The sequence below is a fragment of the Flavobacterium sp. J49 genome, assembly GCF_011742145.1.
Classification (GTDB): domain Bacteria; phylum Bacteroidota; class Bacteroidia; order Flavobacteriales; family Flavobacteriaceae; genus Flavobacterium.
The window spans coordinates 182,747-199,988 of record NZ_JAAQQU010000105.1 but is presented as its reverse complement, the minus strand read 5'-3'; the positions used below and the strand labels follow the sequence as shown (position 1 = coordinate 199,988).

Sequence of the window (17,242 nt, the reverse complement as noted above, 5' to 3'; positions counted from 1 at the left end):
ATTCAAATATTGGTGAACTTCTTCGGCGTCTATAGCCAAGTCAGGGGTTACCCCTTGGGTGGCCAATACAGGAACGGTTTTATCCGGGAAAATGCGGTTAAAGAAATTGGTCAACCAATCAAAGTTCATGCTAAAGCCTTTGTCATCGGTAGCCCTTTTGGTCAACAATATCGCCAACGGGGTCAATACAAATGAAGACATCCAACAACCCAAGAAAGGAGTAATTTCATCTTGCTGCGCCACCTTTTTGCCAAAAGTATTGATGAAGTGAAAGATGATAAAGATAAGTACGGCAAACACTATAGGCAATCCCAAACCACCTTTACGGATAATGGCGCCCAATGGTGCTCCGATAAAGAACATCAGCAAACAGGCATAAGCAATCACAAACTTGTCATACAAAGCAATCCAGTGTTGGTTGATGTTTTTCTGTTTGTTTTGCAGTTCATATTTGGAAGATTCCAACGAGAAGTTCATGGCGTCTACATTGCTGTTGGCCACTCTCAAAATATGGGTTTTGTCGCTTTGGGAATAGGTTCTCAGCAAATCGGTATTGTTGAGCACCGGTACCACGGTATCTTTTACCAAATCGGTCAGCGTCATGGCAGAACGCTGGTTGATGTTTTCGGTATACGAAAGCACTTCTTTTTTGTAATTCTTCTGGAGTGAATCGAGGGTATAGGTAAGTTCACCCACATTCAACATGGTGTTGGTATTGGTGATTTTTTCTTCGTTTAAATTGGCGTTATTCAGCTTAGACAAGTCAATGTTGATGACATACCTTTGGAACTCACTCTTGGCAAAAGGCATTTTATCGCGGTCTTCAAATTTCTTTATCGGAATGTCTTCGTAGTAATTACCGTCGTTGAGTACCAATTTTAAAACATTAGAATCTTCACTGCTCACCAATTCCCCTTTTCGGGCTTTGATTACCGTGTTGCTTCCCATGCCCAATTGGGATTTTTTGTGAATGGTAACCTGGCTAAGGTATCGGCCGTTTTCCCCCGATTTCTTTTCCACCTTGATGTTGTAAGCACCTACTTCGCTGAATTGCCCTTCGGCTATCGCCATGGCAGGTTTAACCTGGGCTATGTTTCTGCGGAAGTTAATAAACTTGTATTCGGCAAAAGGAATCACATTATTGGCAAAGAAAAAGGCAACAATACTAAGTAAGAAGATAAAAACGGTAAGACTGCGCATCGCTCTTTGCAGAGAAATCCCCGAAGATTTCATGGCAGCAAACTCATAGTTCTCGGCCAAACTACCAAAGGTCATGATAGAAGCCAATAACACCGAAAGCGGTAAAACTAAAGGAATGATACTCGGCATTTTGAAAAGCAAGAACTTCAGAATCATAAAGATGTCTAAGTCTTTTCCGGCCAATTCAGAGATAAAGAGCCAAACTACTTGGAGTACGAATATAAAAAACAAGATTACAAATACCGTAGTAAATGTAATCAGGAAAGATTTTAATAAGTACCGGTCAAGTATTTTCACCTCGAGCTTAATCTATTTTGTTGATGTAGTAATTGGGATATTTACTCGCTGCAAAGGTAAACTGATTTTTTGATAAAGGTTGATTGGTTTTAAAAGAATTAACAGTCAAAGTGGTTTTAGTACCGTTTTTTCCCATTTCAATCACATTGTAAATGTTTTTCGTTTGAGAATCGATGCCCAATAACACTTCTTTGCGTTGGTCTTTCGGGTTGGTAGGCACCAATTTGATATACTGTATTTTACGTCCTTTTAAGTCTTGTGGAATGTCCCAGTAGTATTTGTAACCACTATTAAAAAAAGTCAGCATTTTTGCCGGTGTAATGGCGTTTTCATCTTTGTCATTTACACTCGAAATAGTGACTTCTTCATCTTCGGGAACAATGGTGTAGCTTTTTTTACCATCGTATATCTTGGTTACGCCTAAGAAGTTCAATACATATTTGTTGCCTTCCAGTAACAAATTGCCTTTGCTTTCTTTGTTGATGTTCTCTTTGCTGTTGTAAAGCGAGTATTTAAAATCGATGGAAATGTTGTCGTAGGTCTTAACTTTAGCGGTAACTTGGTCTAACAAGTCTTTGGCTTTTTTATCTTGTGCATTAGCCGAAAAACTAATGAATAGGAGCAATGCAATAGATAGAATCTTGTTCATTTTAATGGTTGTTTTGTTCATTGTTAAAAAATTGTTCTAAAGAGGCCAAGTCGGTGATGTTGACACTGCGGGCTTTGCTTCCTTCAAACGGACCTACAATTCCGGCGGCTTCGAGCTGATCTATCAGTCTACCGGCACGGTTGTAACCCAGTTTCAATTTTCTTTGCAATAATGATGCCGAACCCTGTTGGGCAGTCACTATTATTTCGGCGGCTTCTCTAAACATGCTGTCTCTTTCGGAGATGTCAAATTCTAAATTTACGCCGCTGCCTTCTTCACCAATATACTCCGGTAAAAGATAAGCACTGGCATAGGCTTTTTGAGAACCAATATAATCTACAATTTTTTCTACTTCAGGCGTATCCACAAAGGCACATTGCACGCGTACCAAATCATTTCCGTTAGAGAACAACAAATCCCCACGACCAATCAATTGGTCAGCACCACCCGAATCTAAAATGGTTCTCGAGTCAATTTTTGAAGTTACTCTAAAGGCAATACGTGCCGGGAAATTGGCCTTAATCATACCCGTAATTACATTTACCGATGGTCTTTGCGTAGCAATAATCAAGTGAATTCCAATCGCACGGGCCAATTGCGCCAAACGGGCAATAGGGGTTTCTACTTCTTTACCGGCGGTCATGATCAAATCGGCAAACTCATCGACTACCAATACTATATAAGGTAAGAAACGGTGACCGTTTTCCGGATTCAGTTTGCGCGCTTTGAACTTCTCGTTGTATTCCTTAATGTTACGCACCATGGCGTCTTTTAGTAACGAATAACGGTTGTCCATTTCCAAGCAAAGCGAATTCAACGTATTGATTACTTTGTTGTTATCGGTGATAATCGCATCTTCGGTATCGGGCAATTTGGCCAAATAATGACGTTCTATTTTGTTGAATAGCGTTAACTCTACTTTCTTCGGGTCGACCAAAACAAACTTCACTTCGGCCGGATGTTTTTTGTATAGCAACGAAGTCAATACAGCATTCAATCCAACCGATTTTCCTTGTCCGGTAGCACCTGCCATCAACAAGTGCGGCATTTTTGCCAAATCGACCACAAAGGTTTCATTCGAAATGGTTTTTCCTAAAGCGATGGGCAATTCCATTTCCGCTTCTTGGAACTTAGCCGAAGAGATGACGCTCTTCATGGGTACCATGGTTGGGTTTTTATTCGGCACCTCAATCCCAATGGTTCCTTTTCCCGGAATAGGCGCGATGATACGAATCCCTAAGGCCGAAAGCGATAAAGCGATATCGTCTTCCAAACTTTTAATCTTGGAGATACGAATCCCGGCTTCGGGTACGATTTCATATAAAGTCACCGATGGCCCAACAGTAGCTTTGATTTGGGCAATATCGATTTTGTAGTTGCGCAAGGTTTCTACAATGCGGTTTTTGTTTTCTTCCAACTCTTCCTGATTGATGGTAATACCAACCGAAGCGTATTCTTTGAGCAAGTCAATTGTTGGGAATTTGTAGTTGGATAATTCTAAAGTAGGGTCAAACAAACCAAAATCAGCTACCAGTTTGGCGGCCAAGTTTTCTTCCATAACATCTTCATCCGCTGCTTGTTCGATTACAAAAGCTTCATCGTTGGTTTCGATGGTTTGTTTGATAGGTTCTACAACAGTCGGTTCTACCGGAGTAGGGGTAACTGCCATTTTAATGGTGGGTTCCAAATTGATTTCAGAAGCGTGTTCGATGGTTGGTTTTAACGCTTCCTTATTGATTTCAAATTGGGAAGTCACTAAGGTTGGTTCTTCTGTTTCCTCTTCGGCTTCTTCGTTTACGGCAAATTCTTCCAAATTATAATCTACGCCTTTGTCGTTGGCACCGGCTATACTGCTGATGTCTTCTTTGAGGTCTTTGTGTTTCTTTTCAAAGAAAGACTTAATGGCATCGGGAGAGATTTTAATTTTGAAGATTAGGTACACAATGATTGACAGTACCAATAATAAAGCAGTACCGGTTTTACCGATATAGTCTTGCAGGAATAAGTTCATTTCATAACCGATGGTTCCGCCTAATTCGGGTAAAGTATAAGCAAAGAAGCCAAACAGTATGGATAAAATCACTAAAGCAAACAAATCCCAAAACCAAGTGTTTTTTAATTTGTGTACCGGTAAATCCAATACCAAGAAAGCACCGCTTAAAAAGAGCAACTTTACAAAAAGGAAGGAAGCAATTCCAAAACCACGGTATATGAATAAATCGGCCAAGTAAGCGCCAAATTTACCCAACCAGTTTTGCACTTCTTCGTTTCTGTCGGTTAAGGCATCCACTGCGCTTTGGTCAACGCGACCATGCAGGAAGAAGGATATAAAGGAAACCAAAAAGGCGATTGATAACAAGACCAAAACAAAGCCAAACAACATTCGGTATTGTTTTTTAGTCTTTAGTATTTTGAGCTCCTGGTTAGGGTCTTTCTCCTTTTCTTTACTTTCTTTCTTTACTGTTTTTGCCATTGGTGATGTATAACGCTATAAAAATAGAAATTAAATCGAATGATTATATAAATTTTGGAACATAAATCAGCAAACCGATAGCAATTGCGGCTAAGGCAGCAAATAGTACAGCACCGGCGGCAATATCTTTGATAAAACCAATTTTATCATGAAACTCCGGATGTACAAAGTCGGCTATTTTTTCTACAGCAGTATTCAAGCTTTCAATGCCTAAAACCAAGCCAAAAGCCAGTATTTGCATCATCCATTCGTAACGGTCGATGTCAAAGTAAAACCCGGCAATGATCATAATAATGGCCAAAGAAAATTGCACCATTACACTGTGTTCCGTAGTGATGAGTTTGAAAGCGCCTTTAAAGGCATAGCCCACACTTTTTAGTCTTCCGGTGATAAAGGAATTGTCTTTTTCAAAGGCCATAAGCTTACTTATAGTGCTGCTAAAGCAGATTCATAGTTAGGTTCGTCGGCAATTTCCGAAACCAATTCGGTGTGTTTTACCGTTCCGTTTTCGTCAATTACCACCACAGCTCTGGCGTGCAATCCTGTGAAAACACCTTCTGCAATTTCCAAACCATAGTCTTTCCCAAAACTTCCGCTATTGAAATCGGAAAGGTTGATGACGTTTTCCAAACCTTCGGCTCCGCAAAAACGTTTTTGGGCAAAAGGCAAGTCGCGGGAAATACACAATACTTTAGTGTTTTCCAAAGTACTCGCTTTGGCATTAAAAGTTCTTACCGAAGTGGCACAAGTGCTGGTATCAATGCTGGGGAATATGTTTAAAACCACTTTGCTTCCGGCAAAATCGGCTAAAGAAGTAGTGCTTAAATCTTGTTTTACTAATTGAAAGTCAGGTGCTTTTGAACCCGGTTTGGGTAACTCACCATTGGTTTTTATTGGGTTTCCGCCCAAAGTAATTGCTGCCATTTATTTGCGTTTTTTGAATGCCAAAAGTAGTGAAAATATTGAGAATTACGAATTGCGAATTAGGAATTACCAATGCAAAGTTGAGATAAATTAAAAAAAGTTTGGTTTGTATGATTGTTTTATCGTAATATTGCAATATAATAATTAAAAGAAACCATGGGCGCTTCAAAAACTGAATCTTTTTCCCTTGAACAAAATGAAATGGCAAGCTTGTTCAAAGCCTTGTCACATCCGGCGCGAATTGCCATTGTTGATTATCTGTTGACTGTTGACAGTTGCATCTGCGGTGATATCGTCAACGAATTACCCTTGGCACAACCAACGATTTCCCAACATTTAAAAGAGTTGAAAAATGCCAATATCATCAAAGGTACCATTGAAGGAACCGCGATTTGTTATTGCATCAACCCGGATACTATTGACAAAATAGAAAATCATTTTGGGATGATTCGTCATAAGTTAAAAAACAAATGTTGTTAATTATAAGGGAAAAGGGATAAGGGATAAGTTCCTTTCTAATTATCTAACAATCTAACAATCTAACAATCTAATAATCTAATAATCTAAATTATGAAACTCTCAGAAATTAAAAACAAACTCAAAAGCTTATCAACCATAGCTTTTCAATTGCCAAACGGCGATTTAGTACCCAATCATTTTCACGTAACCGAAGTAGGCCAAGTGACCAAACATTTTATTGACTGCGGCGGAACGGTTCGCCAAGAAGAAGTAGCCAATTTCCAATTGTGGGAAGCCAATGATTATGACCATCGTTTGCATCCGGAAAAATTGGTCCACATTATTGAACTTTCGGAAAAAGTATTAGGTTTGCCCGATTTAGAAATTGAAGTGGAATACCAAATGAAAGACACCATAGGTAAATTCAGTTTAGATTTTGACGGTACCCATTTCCAATTGAGATCAAAAATGACCGATTGCCTGGCCAAAGACAATTGCGGTATTCCACCGGAAAAAATGAAAGTCAAAATAGGCGAGTGGAAACAAAAGGAAACTGCATGTTGTGCACCTGATTCAGGTTGTTGTTAATGATATTTAAAATAATCGAATGAAAAAAAGACTGGGTTTTTTAGACCGATTTTTAACATTGTGGATTTTTTTAGCGATGTTAGCGGGCGTCGTAATTGGCTATTTTATTCCGAGTTCGGATGATTTGATCAACTCGTATTCTTCGGGAACGACCAATTTGCCTTTGGCGATTGGATTGATTCTGATGATGTATCCGCCACTCACCAAAATCGATTTTTCGAAAGTGCCGCAAATGTTTGAAAAACCTAAATTGCTCACGGCTTCCTTTTTAATCACTTGGATAGTTGGGCCATTTTTGATGTTTTTGTTGGCGACGTTTTTTCTCAAAGACTATCCCGAATACATGACCGGCTTAATCATTATAGGCATTGCGCCTTGTATTGCCATGGTGATTGTATGGAACGAATTGGCCGAGGGCAACCGCGAATTAACCGCCGGTTTGATTGGGATTAACAGTTTACTGCAAGTCTTTTTCTTTAGTTTGTATGCGTATTTTTATTTGAAAATCATGTTGCCGTTGTTTGGTATCAAAGGACTGGAATTGAATATAACAGTAGCCGAAATTGCGAAGACTGTGGGCATTTACCTCGGTATTCCTTTTGCTTTGGCGGTGATCAGTCGCTATTCGATTAAGAAATTGGCGGGTGACAAATGGTTTAACAATAAATTCATTCCTTTCGTTTCACCGATAACGTTGCTGGCATTATTATTCACTATCATAATCATGTTCAGTTTAAAAGGCGAAATGATAGTCGATCTACCAATGGATGTGGTTCGAGTTGCCATTCCGTTGGTTATCTTTTTTGTCGTGATGTTCTTTTTGATGTTTTTTGTCTCAAAAAAGATTGGCGCCAATTATCGCGATGCGACGGCTTTATCGTTTACCGCTGCCGGAAATAATTTTGAGTTGGCGATTGCGGTTTCTATTGGCGTTTTCGGCATCAACAGCGGGCAAGCCTTTGCCGGTGTCATTGGGCCATTGGTAGAAGTGCCGGCCTTAATTATTTTAGTCAATGTGGCCTTTTGGCTCAGAAAAAAATATTTCACCAAAACCACTTAAATTTTATGGAAAGAAAAGCACATTGGGAAAATGTATTTTCCACCAAAACTGAAAAAGAAGTGAGTTGGTACCAAGAATATCCAAAGACTTCCGTCGATTTTATCATGGCCTTGCCTTTGCCTTTAGATGCGAAAATCATCGACATTGGTGGTGGCGACAGCTATTTGATGGATGCTTTATTGGATTTGGGGTACACCAATTTGACTTTACTCGATATATCGGCCAAAGCCATTGAAAGAATTAAGCATAGGCTAGGTGATAAGGGGTTGAAAGTGACTTTTATCGTTTCGGATATTTTGGATTTTGAACCAAGCGAGACCTACGATTTTTGGCATGACCGGGCTTGTTTTCATTTTTTGACTGAGGCGAATCAAATAGAGAAATATGTAAAAATTGTAGAACGATCATTGGCCCGCGAAGGAAAACTATTGGTTGGTACTTTCTCGGAAAGTGGCCCTAAAAAATGCAGTAGTTTGGATATTAAACAGTACAATGAAGAAAGTCTTCGATTGTTGTTTGAAAAAGATTTTAAATTAGACGGATGTTTTAAAGAAGCGCATCAAACGCCATTTGACACTACCCAAGATTTCCTTTTTTGCGGATTTAAAAGAAAATAAAAATGAAAAATATATTAGTTCTTTGTACCGGTAACAGTTGCCGAAGTCAGATGGCACATGGTTATTTAGCGCATTTTGCCAATCCTGATACTGTAAAAATATATTCGGCCGGTGTGGAAACGCATGGTGTGAATCCTTTAGCGGTAGCTATCATGAAAGAAGACGGCGTTGACATTTCGAAACACACTTCGAATAATGTAGACGAGTATTTCGATATTCCTTTTGATTATGTGATTACCGTTTGCGATCATGCCAAAGAGCGTTGCCCGTTTTTTCCAACCCAAGCCGTGAAGTTGCACCACAATTTTCCTGACCCATCGAAAGTAAAAGGATCAACGATGGAAGTTATCGAATCGTTTCGTGAAGTGAGAGGTATGATTAAAGAGTATTGTCATGATTTTATAATAAAAAACGAACTCGACTGAGTTGGTTTTGATATTTTTTTAAAAAAACGAATTGTCATCACAGTCATTTTTTTAGTAAATTTGAATAGGCTAAATGTTTGATTATGAGTTTATTTTTAAGGTTTTCAATCGTGATGGTAGTCTTTCTTTTGGCGTCATGTAAAAAGAATGAAACCGTTCAGCCCAAAGCAAAAGCAGGTCAAGATAGCTATGGGTGTGCGCCGCAAACAACTGATGCCCAATGGTTTAAAACCGATGCTATAGCGCCGTTGTTTGAGGGTATGGATGTACTGCATTATTCCATAACTACCAAGCATCAGAAAGCGCAACAATACTTTAATCAGGGATTAGCCTTGGCTTATGGTTTTAATCATGCCGAAGCTGCGCGTTCGTTCTATTATGCTACAAAACTAGATTCTGAATGTGCCATGGCTTATTGGGGTTATGCTTATGTTTTGGGTCCGAATTACAATGGTGGAATGGAGCCTGACAATTACCAAAGAGCTTACAAAGCCATTCAACAGGCCGTCAAGTTGTCTGAAAGAGCTTCTGATAAAGAAAAAGCTTTAATCAGAGCGATGTCTCAACGTTATGTGGCTAATCCTGTAGAAGACAGAACTTCGCTTGATGTAGCCTATGCTGAAGCCATGAAACAAGTAGCAAAAAAATATCCTGAAGATCTTGATATCAAAGCATTGTATGTAGAATCGATTATGAATTTGCATCCATGGGATTTATACGATAAAAAGGGAAATCCAAAACCATGGACTCCCGAAATTGAAACTCTTTTAGAACAAATACTCAAAAAGAATCCGAAACATGTAGGAGCCAATCACTTTTATATTCACGCTGTTGAATCCTCTAACACACCGGAAAGGGGAAATGCAGCTGCGCAACGTTTTGATGAAGGTTTGGTACCGGGATCCGGACATTTGATTCACATGCCTTCTCACATTTACATCAGAACAGGAGAATACCACAAAGGAACCTTGGCCAATCTTAATGCCGTTAAAAAAGACAGTGTTTATGTTACCATGTGTCATGCACAAGGAGCTTATCCTTTGGCTTATTATCCACACAATTACCATTTTTTGGCCGGAACGGCGACTTTAGAAGGCAATTACAAATGGGCTATGTATGGTGCGCAAGAAACGGCAAAACACGTTCATCCTAAAACCATGACAGAACCCGGTTGGTCTACCTTGCAACATTATTATGTAATACCGTACTATGTAGCGGTTAAGTTTGGCAAATGGGATGAAATTTTAAAAATGAAGTTGGTTTCCGATACTTTAAAATATCCTTCAGCAGTTTCACATTATGCTAAAGGCATGGCTTTTTTGGGTAAAAAAGATTTGAGAAAAGCCAAGAGTGAATTGAAAAAGTTGGAATCTTTGGCCCATGATACCGCTATGAAGCAAATGACTATTTGGGAAATCAATTCGATGTATGATATTTTGCAAATAGCCGTACGGGTTTTAAAAGGTGAAATTTTAGCTTCTGAATTACAATACCAAGAGAGTATTGCCACGCTCAAAGAAGCTGTAAGTATTGAAGATAAACTCAATTACAACGAACCGCCGGATTGGTTTTTCTCGGTGCGCCATCATTTGGGTGCTGTACAAATAGAAGCCGGAAAATACGATGAAGCTATTGCTACTTTTGAAACTGATTTGAAGCAATTTCGCAATAACGGTTGGGCACACCACGGTTTGAAATTAGCCTATCAAAAGCTAAACAATAAGTCAAAAGTAAAAGCGATAGAGGCTTTACTGAACCAAAGTTGGGCTACCGCAGATGTCACCATTCAGACTTCCAGAATCAAATAAAAAAACCGCTTCGGAGAGAAACGGTTTTTTTTATTGTCTAATTATAAGATTAAACGTGTAATGCTCTATTGTCTGTGGCTGCTAAAGCCGCTTCTTTTATCGCTTCCGCGAAAGTTGGATGCGCATGTGACATACGTGAAATATCTTCTGCAGATGCTCTGAATTCCATGGCGGTTACCGCTTCGGCAATCAAATCGGCACAACGCGCACCAATCATATGAATGCCTAAAACTTCGTCTGTTTTGGCATCGGCTAAAATCTTAACAAAACCGTCATTGTCGGCACTTGCACGAGCTCTTCCTAAGGCTTTGAAAGGGAAACTTCCGGCTTTGTAAGCTACTCCGGCTTCTTTTAATTGCTCTTCGGTTTTACCCACAGCGGCAACTTCAGGCCAAGTGTACACTACACCCGGAATTAAGTTGTAATCAATGTGTGGTTTTTGACCGGCCAAGATTTCGGCAACAAGTGTTCCTTCTTCTTCGGCTTTGTGAGCCAACATCGCACCACGAACTACATCACCGATAGCGTAAATGTTTGGTATATTGGTTTGCAAATGGTCATTGACTTCAATCATGCCTCTTTCGGTTACTTTTACTCCGGCTTTATCAGCATTTAATCCGTCAGTATAAGGACGACGACCTACGGCTACTAAACAATAATCGCCTTCAAAGGTTACGGTATTGCCTTTGGCATCATCGGCTAAAACGGTTACATTTTTCCCTTTGCGAGTAACTTCTTTGACTTTGTGAGAAGTGTAGAATTTCATGCCTTGTTTTTTCAAGACTTTGGTCAATTCTTTCGACAAACCGGCGTCCATTCCCGGAATGATTCGGTCTAAGAATTCAATTACTGACACTTGAGCACCCAATCTTAGGTACACTTGTCCTAATTCAATCCCGATAACGCCACCACCAATGATGATTAAGTGTTTCGGAACTTCCGGTAATTTCAAGGCTTCGGTTGAAGTGATTACTCTTTCTTTGTCTAATTTGATAAACGGCAACGTTGAGGGTTTTGAACCCGTTGCAATTACGATATTTTTTCCTTCAATTACTTCTGAGGAACCGTCGGCTTTGGTTACTTTAACATGAGTAGCATCTTCAAAAGAACCTAATCCTTCGAAAACGGTGATTTTATTTTTATCCATTAAAAACTTAACACCACCGCTGGTTTGGTCAACCACCGCTTGCTTGCGGGCAATCATTTTTTCTAAATTCACCTTTACTTCCCCTGAAACCTCGATACCGTGGTCGGCAAAATGTTGCAACTCTTCATAGTGATGAGAAGAAGCTAAAAGTGCTTTGGATGGAATACAACCCACATTCAAGCAAGTGCCTCCCAAAGTACTGTATTTTTCAATGATTGCGGTTTTGAAACCCAATTGGGCACAACGAATAGCTGATACATATCCGCCCGGCCCTGAACCTATGATGACAACGTCAAATGAACTCATGATAGTATATAAATTAGTGTGTTTTATTTTTTTGCGTCACAAAATTACAGTTTTTATTTCACTAAAAAGCGAAATTCTTTGCTTAAAAGCTATAGCTTTTTTTACCAGGTAAATGCTGTAGTGTTTTTGACTTCTCCAATCATAAAAGTACTGTGCGTACTGCCGATGTGTTGAAGCGTTGTGAGTTTGGTCACCATAAATTCGCGGTAGGCTTCCATGTCTTTGACACAAATCTTGAGAATGTAATCGTAGTCACCACTGACGTGAAAACACTCTAAAACTTCGTCGAGCTTTACGACTTGGTGTTCAAAGGTGGTTAAGAATTCTTTGGTGTGCTGAATCAACTTGATATGGCAAAACACCACAAAACTTTTATCAATTTTATTCCGATTCAGTAAGGCTACATATTGATCAATGATGCCTTCGCGTTCGAGTTTCTTGATGCGTTCGTATACGGCAGTAACGGAAAGATTTAGTTTTACCGACAGCTCTTTGGTGGTTTTTTTGGTGTCTTGTTGGAGTAGGGCGAGGAGTTTTTTGTCGATGTTGTCCATGAGTTGTTGGTTGTTGGTTCTGAATAGTTTTAAAAACTAAAATTCTTCTTTTGAAAGTGCAAATTTAATAATATTTTCTATTAATGTTTAATTATACAGTTTTTAAATCTAAATTATATTATTTGTATTGATAATTTAACTGTATTTTATCAATTTTGTAAGTGAATATAATCCATCCCAATTTATGAATAACTACTTAACCCCGACAACTGACAACCGACAACCAACAACTAATTCAAATTTTCATCCTGCCGATAAAATCCAGGATTTGCAATATTTCGGAGAGTTTGGAGGCGTGAATCCTTCTATTTCCGACAGCTCGACTTATACTTTTCTTTCGGCCAAAACCATGTTTGATACTTTTGAAGGCAATGCCGAAGGTTGTTATTTATACTCACGCCATTCTTCGCCCATGAATTTGTATTTAGGGCAAGCTTTGGCGGCCATGGAAGGTACCGAGAGTGCCAATGTGGCTGCCTCAGGAATGGGTGCGATTACGCCTGTTTTGCTCCAGTTGTGTGCTGCCGGAGACGAGATTGTCTCCAGCCGCACTATTTATGGCGGAACGTATGCTTTTATGAAAAACATGTTGCCCAAATGGAACATCAAAACCCGATTTGTTGATATCACAAAGTTAGATTCGGTAGTTGCAGCGATTACTTCGAATACGAAAGTTTTGTACTGTGAGACGGTAAGCAATCCTCTATTAGAAGTAGCCGATATAGAAGCTTTAGCGATTATTGCCAAAGAGCACAATATTAAATTAGTCGTTGACAATACGTTTTCGCCTTTATCTGTTGCGCCGGCGAAATTAGGTGCTGATGTGGTGATTCACAGTTTGACCAAGTTTATCAATGGCAGCAGTGATACCGTTGGCGGTGTGGTTTGTGCTTCGCAGGATTTTATCAATGATTTGAAAAATGTGAATGACGGTGCCAGTATGCTTTTGGGTCCAACCATGGACAGTTTAAGGGCTTCCAGTATTTTGAAGAACTTACGCACATTACATATTCGAATGAAACAGCACAGTCATAATGCGATGTATTTGGCGCAAAAATTTGAACAAGACGGGTTAAAAGTAGTTTATCCCGGATTGCCGAGTCATCCGAGTCACGAATTGTACGCGAGTATGATCAATCCGGAATACGGTTTTGGTGGTATGATGACCATTGATGTTGGTTCTCTAGACAAAGCCAATGAATTGATGGAATTAATGCAACACCGAAACTTAGGCTACTTGGCGGTGAGTTTAGGCTTTTATAAAACACTGTTTAGCGCACCGGGGACTTCTACCTCGAGTGAAATTCCTTTGGAAGAGCAAAAGGAAATGGGGCTTACCGATGGTTTGATTCGTTTCTCCATTGGGTTAGACAATGATATTGAGCGCACGTATCAAATGATGAAACAGTGCATGACCGAACTGAACGTTTTTTAATTTTTTTATAATTTTAATTGTTGAAAGTCCGTTGGTACGCCATTCCAACGGACTTTTTTATTTCAAATTAAAGATTGTCAACGTATTCAACCAAAGAAATGTTGAGGATATGTGTCCAGCCCATTTCAAAGTTTTCTCTTTTCAGAGCCGGTTTGGTAACGTCAAACGGAACAGTGAAGACGTGGCTGAAATGCAGTTCGGTTGTGTTGGCATCAATAGGGTGTAATTCCCAAGTCACAACAGAAGTTCCCGAATAACCCGGATATTCCCAGCTGTGCACTAATTTTTGATTGGGAATGATCTCCAGCATTACGCCTCGATGCAACCACTGTTTGTTTTCGGTATCGCCGGCGGACCATTCAAATGTTTGTCCAATATTTAATTGCCAGTCTTCGGCAAAATCAAAATACCAATGTTTTAAATGGGCTCTTTCAGTGATTACTTTCCAGAGTGTTGCTGCTGATGCCTTGTAGGTTTTTTTGAAGCTAAGGCTGTTGTTTGTCTTTTCCATATTACATTTTTTTATAATTGTCTAAATAGGCTTGCAACTTTTCTACGTTTTGTTTTAAGCCTTCGGCGGCGTTGAATTTTTTTACCACCTGTATGAGTTGTTCTTTGTCTTCAAAGAGCATCAGCCAATCCAATTGTGTTTGGTTGCCGAGGCTTTCAAAAGTTATGGTAGAAGTAAATTTGGGGATAGAAATGTGTTCGTAAACAATTTTATGGTGTTTGATAACTTCTTTAAAAATGCTTTCATTGATGTAATCGGTGCCATCAGGTCCGTGCATGATTAGGTTCCATTCACCTTCGGGTTGAACATCCATTTTGGAAATGGTGTTGGTAAAGCCGTTTGGTCCCCACCAGTTTTTTATATGTTCGGGATTGGTCCAAACTTCCCAAACTAATTCGATGGGTGCGTTGAGCAGGCGAGAGAATCTAATTTCTCTATCGGTGGTGTCATTTTCCATGGTAGTTTTATTTAGTTTGTTTTAAATACACTTCTAATCTGTTTATGTTTTGTTTTAGGCCTTCATTAATGTCAAAAAGAGCCATGATGCGCAGTAACTCTTCATTGGTTTCAAATAACATTTGCCAATGCAAATACGTTTGATGGTCTCTTTCTTCGAATTGAATAGTGGCCATGAATTCATGACCGGAGAAGTGGTGGTAAGCAATTTTTTTATTTTTTTCAACTTCCGTAAAGATACTTTCGTTGTCATAATCGGTGCCGTCGGGTCCGTGCATGATTAGTTTCCATTGGCCTCCCGGGATTACGTCCATTTTGGTGATGGTATTGGTAAAATCATTGGGTCCCCACCAGTTTTTGATATGGTCAGGATTGGTCCAAGTTTCCCAAACTAAATCAATGGGAGCATTGAGCAAACGTGAAACTATAATTTCTCTGTCGGCGGTGTTAGCTAAGGCTGTCATTATTCTTATCTTTTTGAAGTTGGTCTAAATAGGTTTCTAAAGCATCGAGTTTGGTTTCCCAGAATTGTTTGTATTGTTCAATCCATACCGAAACTTCGTTGAGTTTTTCTAGTTTGGCTTCGCAATAGCGTTCGCGGCCTTTGTCGGTGATTTCGATTAAGCCACATTCGTTAAGGATTTTGATGTGTTTGGAAATGGCCGGTCGACTGATGTCAAAATTTTCGGCAACCGCATTGAGTGTTAAAGTTTGTGCTGCGAGCAAACTTAAAATTGCTCTCCGGGTTGGATCGGCAATGGCTTGAAATACATCTCTTCTCATAAGTACAGGATTTAATAGGTAACTATTCGGTTACAAATGTATGCGTAACTATTCGGTTACACAAGTAGATTAACGATTATTTTTGATTTTACCTATTAATCTTGACTTTCTAATCAATTACTTGTGGTTATTTTATAAATTTATGAACTGTAAATAATTAGGTCTTGATAGAAAATCAAATTAGCAAAACAACAGCCATGAAAAAGTATTTTGTATTCTTAACAGTTATAACAACTTTGACTGTAACTGCCCAAACTGACAGTCGATTGTATGATATTATTGAGGCGGTTTCAGCGCAGCGTTTAGAGAACGACATCCGCACTTTAGCCAATTTTGGTACCCGAAATACTTTTAGCGACACCATATCCAATACAAGAGGTATTGGTGCAGCACGACGTTGGATCAAAGCCGAGTTTGATAAGATTGATAAAGACTGTAAAAATTGTTTAGATGTCTTTTACCAAAAGGATTTGGTCACGCCTAAAGACGGCAACAGAATTCCTAAAGAAGCTTATGTTGTTAATGTGGTGGCTATTCAAAAAGGGACTAAATATCCCAATCGATTCATCATCATGACCGGCGATATTGACAGTCGCAACTCTGATACGATGGATTATACCAATGATGCGCCGGGTGCTAACGACAATGCCTCGGGTATGGCGGGAACTATTGAAGCGGCCAGAGTGTTGTCTAAATACACTTTTGAAAATAGTATTGTTTATTTGGGACTATCAGGAGAGGAGCAAGGTTTATTTGGCGGAAAAGGCTTTGCCGAATATGCCAAAAAGAACAATTGGGAAATCATAGGTGTACTTAACAACGACATGATAGGCAATATTGAAGGGGTTGATGGCGTTATTGACAACAGAACCTTTCGCATATTTTCAGAACCAACTCCCGTAACCGAAACCGAAAAAGAACGAAACCAACGCCGCTTTTATGGTGGTGAAGTGGATGGGATTTCGCGTCAATTGGCGCGTTACATCCATAAATCGGTATCGACTTATATGCCCGAAATGAATCCGATGATGGTGTACCGCTTGGACCGATTTGGACGTGGTGGTCATCACCGTCCGTTTAACGATTTGGGTTATGCCGGTGTTCGCATCATGGAAGCCCATGAGAATTACAACCGTCAGCACCAAAATACCCGAGAGGAAAACGGAATTCAATATGGCGATGTAATCGAAGGCGTTAATTTTGAGTATGCCAAAAAACTCACGGCTGTCAATGCTATTATATTGGCCGGTTTGGGTTGGTCACCACCGGAACCTAAAAATGTCACCATTGGTGGCGTTGTAGAACCTAATACCAAACTCAAATGGGACAAAGTAGCGGATGATTCCATTATAGGATATAAAATTTATTGGCGACTGACCACTTCGCCACAATGGGAAAACAGCCGGTTTGTGGGGAATGTTGATGCCTTTGAACTGAAAGGGATTGTAATTGATAACTATTACTTTGGCGTAGCCAGTGTGCACAAAAACGGACAAGAAAGCATAGTGGTTTTCCCTTCGACAGTAATGCGAAGTACCAGCAAGTAAAGC

Annotated in this window: 18 protein-coding genes and 1 pseudogene; 8 read left to right on the top strand and 11 right to left on the bottom strand. The window is 39.6% G+C overall.

What is annotated here, in order from left to right:
* Window positions 1–117 precede the first annotated feature (117 nt).
* The 5 genes and pseudogenes from HA632_RS11690 to tpx form a co-directional block, all read right to left on the bottom strand.
* Window positions 118–1,497 (bottom strand): annotated as a pseudogene (locus HA632_RS11690) (LptF/LptG family permease); the annotation flags it as partial.
* Between the two features lie 7 nt (window positions 1,498–1,504).
* Window positions 1,505–2,146 carry an outer membrane lipoprotein carrier protein LolA gene (locus tag HA632_RS11685; RefSeq protein WP_176307378.1) on the bottom strand — a complete coding sequence of 214 codons (642 nt, stop codon included), beginning with the start codon at window positions 2,144–2,146 and terminating at the stop codon, window positions 1,505–1,507.
* Between the two features lies 1 nt (window position 2,147).
* The gene (locus tag HA632_RS11680; RefSeq protein ID WP_176307377.1) at window positions 2,148–4,619 is read right to left on the bottom strand and encodes a DNA translocase FtsK; all 2,472 of its coding nucleotides are present in this window, start codon (window positions 4,617–4,619) and stop codon (window positions 2,148–2,150) included.
* A 43-nt stretch (window positions 4,620–4,662) separates the two neighbouring features.
* Window positions 4,663–5,037 carry a diacylglycerol kinase family protein gene (locus HA632_RS11675; RefSeq protein ID WP_176307376.1) on the bottom strand — a complete coding sequence of 125 codons (375 nt, stop codon included), beginning with the start codon at window positions 5,035–5,037 and terminating at the stop codon, window positions 4,663–4,665.
* 8 nt (window positions 5,038–5,045) lie between these two features.
* Window positions 5,046–5,543 carry a thiol peroxidase gene (gene tpx / locus HA632_RS11670; RefSeq protein WP_176307375.1) on the bottom strand — a complete coding sequence of 166 codons (498 nt, stop codon included), beginning with the start codon at window positions 5,541–5,543 and terminating at the stop codon, window positions 5,046–5,048.
* 156 nt (window positions 5,544–5,699) lie between these two features.
* On the opposite strand from tpx, the gene HA632_RS11665 reads away from it, so the two are divergent.
* The 6 genes from HA632_RS11665 (at window position 5,700) to HA632_RS11640 (ending at window position 10,500) form a co-directional block, all read left to right on the top strand.
* Window positions 5,700–6,023 carry a helix-turn-helix transcriptional regulator gene (locus HA632_RS11665; RefSeq protein WP_176307374.1) on the top strand — a complete coding sequence of 108 codons (324 nt, stop codon included), beginning with the start codon at window positions 5,700–5,702 and terminating at the stop codon, window positions 6,021–6,023.
* A 90-nt stretch (window positions 6,024–6,113) separates the two neighbouring features.
* Window positions 6,114–6,590 (top strand): DUF6428 family protein, encoded by a 477-nt coding sequence (locus tag HA632_RS11660; RefSeq protein WP_176307373.1) that lies wholly within the window; start codon window positions 6,114–6,116, stop codon window positions 6,588–6,590.
* Between the two features lie 19 nt (window positions 6,591–6,609).
* Entirely contained in the window at window positions 6,610–7,650 is a 1,041-nt protein-coding gene (arsB, locus tag HA632_RS11655; RefSeq protein ID WP_176307372.1) for an ACR3 family arsenite efflux transporter, read from the top strand.
* A gap of 5 nt (window positions 7,651–7,655) precedes the next feature.
* Window positions 7,656–8,267: a class I SAM-dependent methyltransferase gene (locus HA632_RS11650; protein ID WP_176307371.1), complete on the top strand. Its 612-nt coding sequence runs from the start codon at window positions 7,656–7,658 to the stop codon at window positions 8,265–8,267.
* Window positions 8,268–8,269: 2 nt separating this feature from the next.
* The gene (locus HA632_RS11645; protein WP_176307370.1) at window positions 8,270–8,692 is read left to right on the top strand and encodes an arsenate reductase ArsC; all 423 of its coding nucleotides are present in this window, start codon (window positions 8,270–8,272) and stop codon (window positions 8,690–8,692) included.
* An 83-nt stretch (window positions 8,693–8,775) separates the two neighbouring features.
* Window positions 8,776–10,500, top strand: coding sequence for a M48 family metallopeptidase (locus HA632_RS11640; protein ID WP_176307369.1), 1,725 nt, complete (start codon window positions 8,776–8,778; stop codon window positions 10,498–10,500).
* 49 nt (window positions 10,501–10,549) lie between these two features.
* On the opposite strand, the gene lpdA is transcribed toward HA632_RS11640, so the two are convergent.
* Together lpdA and HA632_RS11630 are read right to left on the bottom strand one after the other, a co-directional pair.
* Window positions 10,550–11,953, bottom strand: a complete 1,404-nt coding sequence (gene lpdA / locus HA632_RS11635) for a dihydrolipoyl dehydrogenase (RefSeq protein ID WP_176307368.1) — start codon at window positions 11,951–11,953, stop codon at window positions 10,550–10,552.
* A gap of 101 nt (window positions 11,954–12,054) precedes the next feature.
* Window positions 12,055–12,507 (bottom strand): Lrp/AsnC family transcriptional regulator, encoded by a 453-nt coding sequence (locus HA632_RS11630; RefSeq protein WP_176307367.1) that lies wholly within the window; start codon window positions 12,505–12,507, stop codon window positions 12,055–12,057.
* Between the two features lie 184 nt (window positions 12,508–12,691).
* On the opposite strand from HA632_RS11630, the gene HA632_RS11625 reads away from it, so the two are divergent.
* On the top strand, window positions 12,692–13,942 hold the full coding sequence (locus tag HA632_RS11625; RefSeq protein WP_176307366.1) for an aminotransferase class I/II-fold pyridoxal phosphate-dependent enzyme: 1,251 nt from the start codon (window positions 12,692–12,694) through the stop codon (window positions 13,940–13,942).
* A gap of 67 nt (window positions 13,943–14,009) precedes the next feature.
* Here the strand turns inward: HA632_RS11625 and HA632_RS11620 are convergent, their stop codons facing one another.
* The 4 genes from HA632_RS11620 to HA632_RS11605 are packed head-to-tail and all read right to left on the bottom strand — an operon-like array spanning window position 14,010 to window position 15,692.
* Entirely contained in the window at window positions 14,010–14,453 is a 444-nt protein-coding gene (locus HA632_RS11620; protein WP_176307365.1) for an SRPBCC domain-containing protein, read from the bottom strand.
* Window position 14,454: 1 nt separating this feature from the next.
* A complete protein-coding gene (locus HA632_RS11615) occupies window positions 14,455–14,910 on the bottom strand; it encodes an SRPBCC family protein (RefSeq protein ID WP_176307364.1) in 456 nt (151 codons plus the stop codon).
* Window positions 14,911–14,917: 7 nt separating this feature from the next.
* Window positions 14,918–15,373: an SRPBCC domain-containing protein gene (locus HA632_RS11610; protein ID WP_176307363.1), complete on the bottom strand. Its 456-nt coding sequence runs from the start codon at window positions 15,371–15,373 to the stop codon at window positions 14,918–14,920.
* Entirely contained in the window at window positions 15,357–15,692 is a 336-nt protein-coding gene (locus HA632_RS11605; RefSeq protein ID WP_176307362.1) for a helix-turn-helix transcriptional regulator, read from the bottom strand. Before HA632_RS11605 ends, HA632_RS11610 begins: the two co-directional genes overlap by 17 nt.
* Window positions 15,693–15,889: 197 nt before the next feature.
* Between HA632_RS11605 and HA632_RS11600 the strand changes: the two genes are divergently transcribed.
* Entirely contained in the window at window positions 15,890–17,239 is a 1,350-nt protein-coding gene (locus HA632_RS11600) for a M28 family peptidase (protein WP_176307361.1), read from the top strand.
* Window positions 17,240–17,242: the final 3 nt, after the last annotated feature.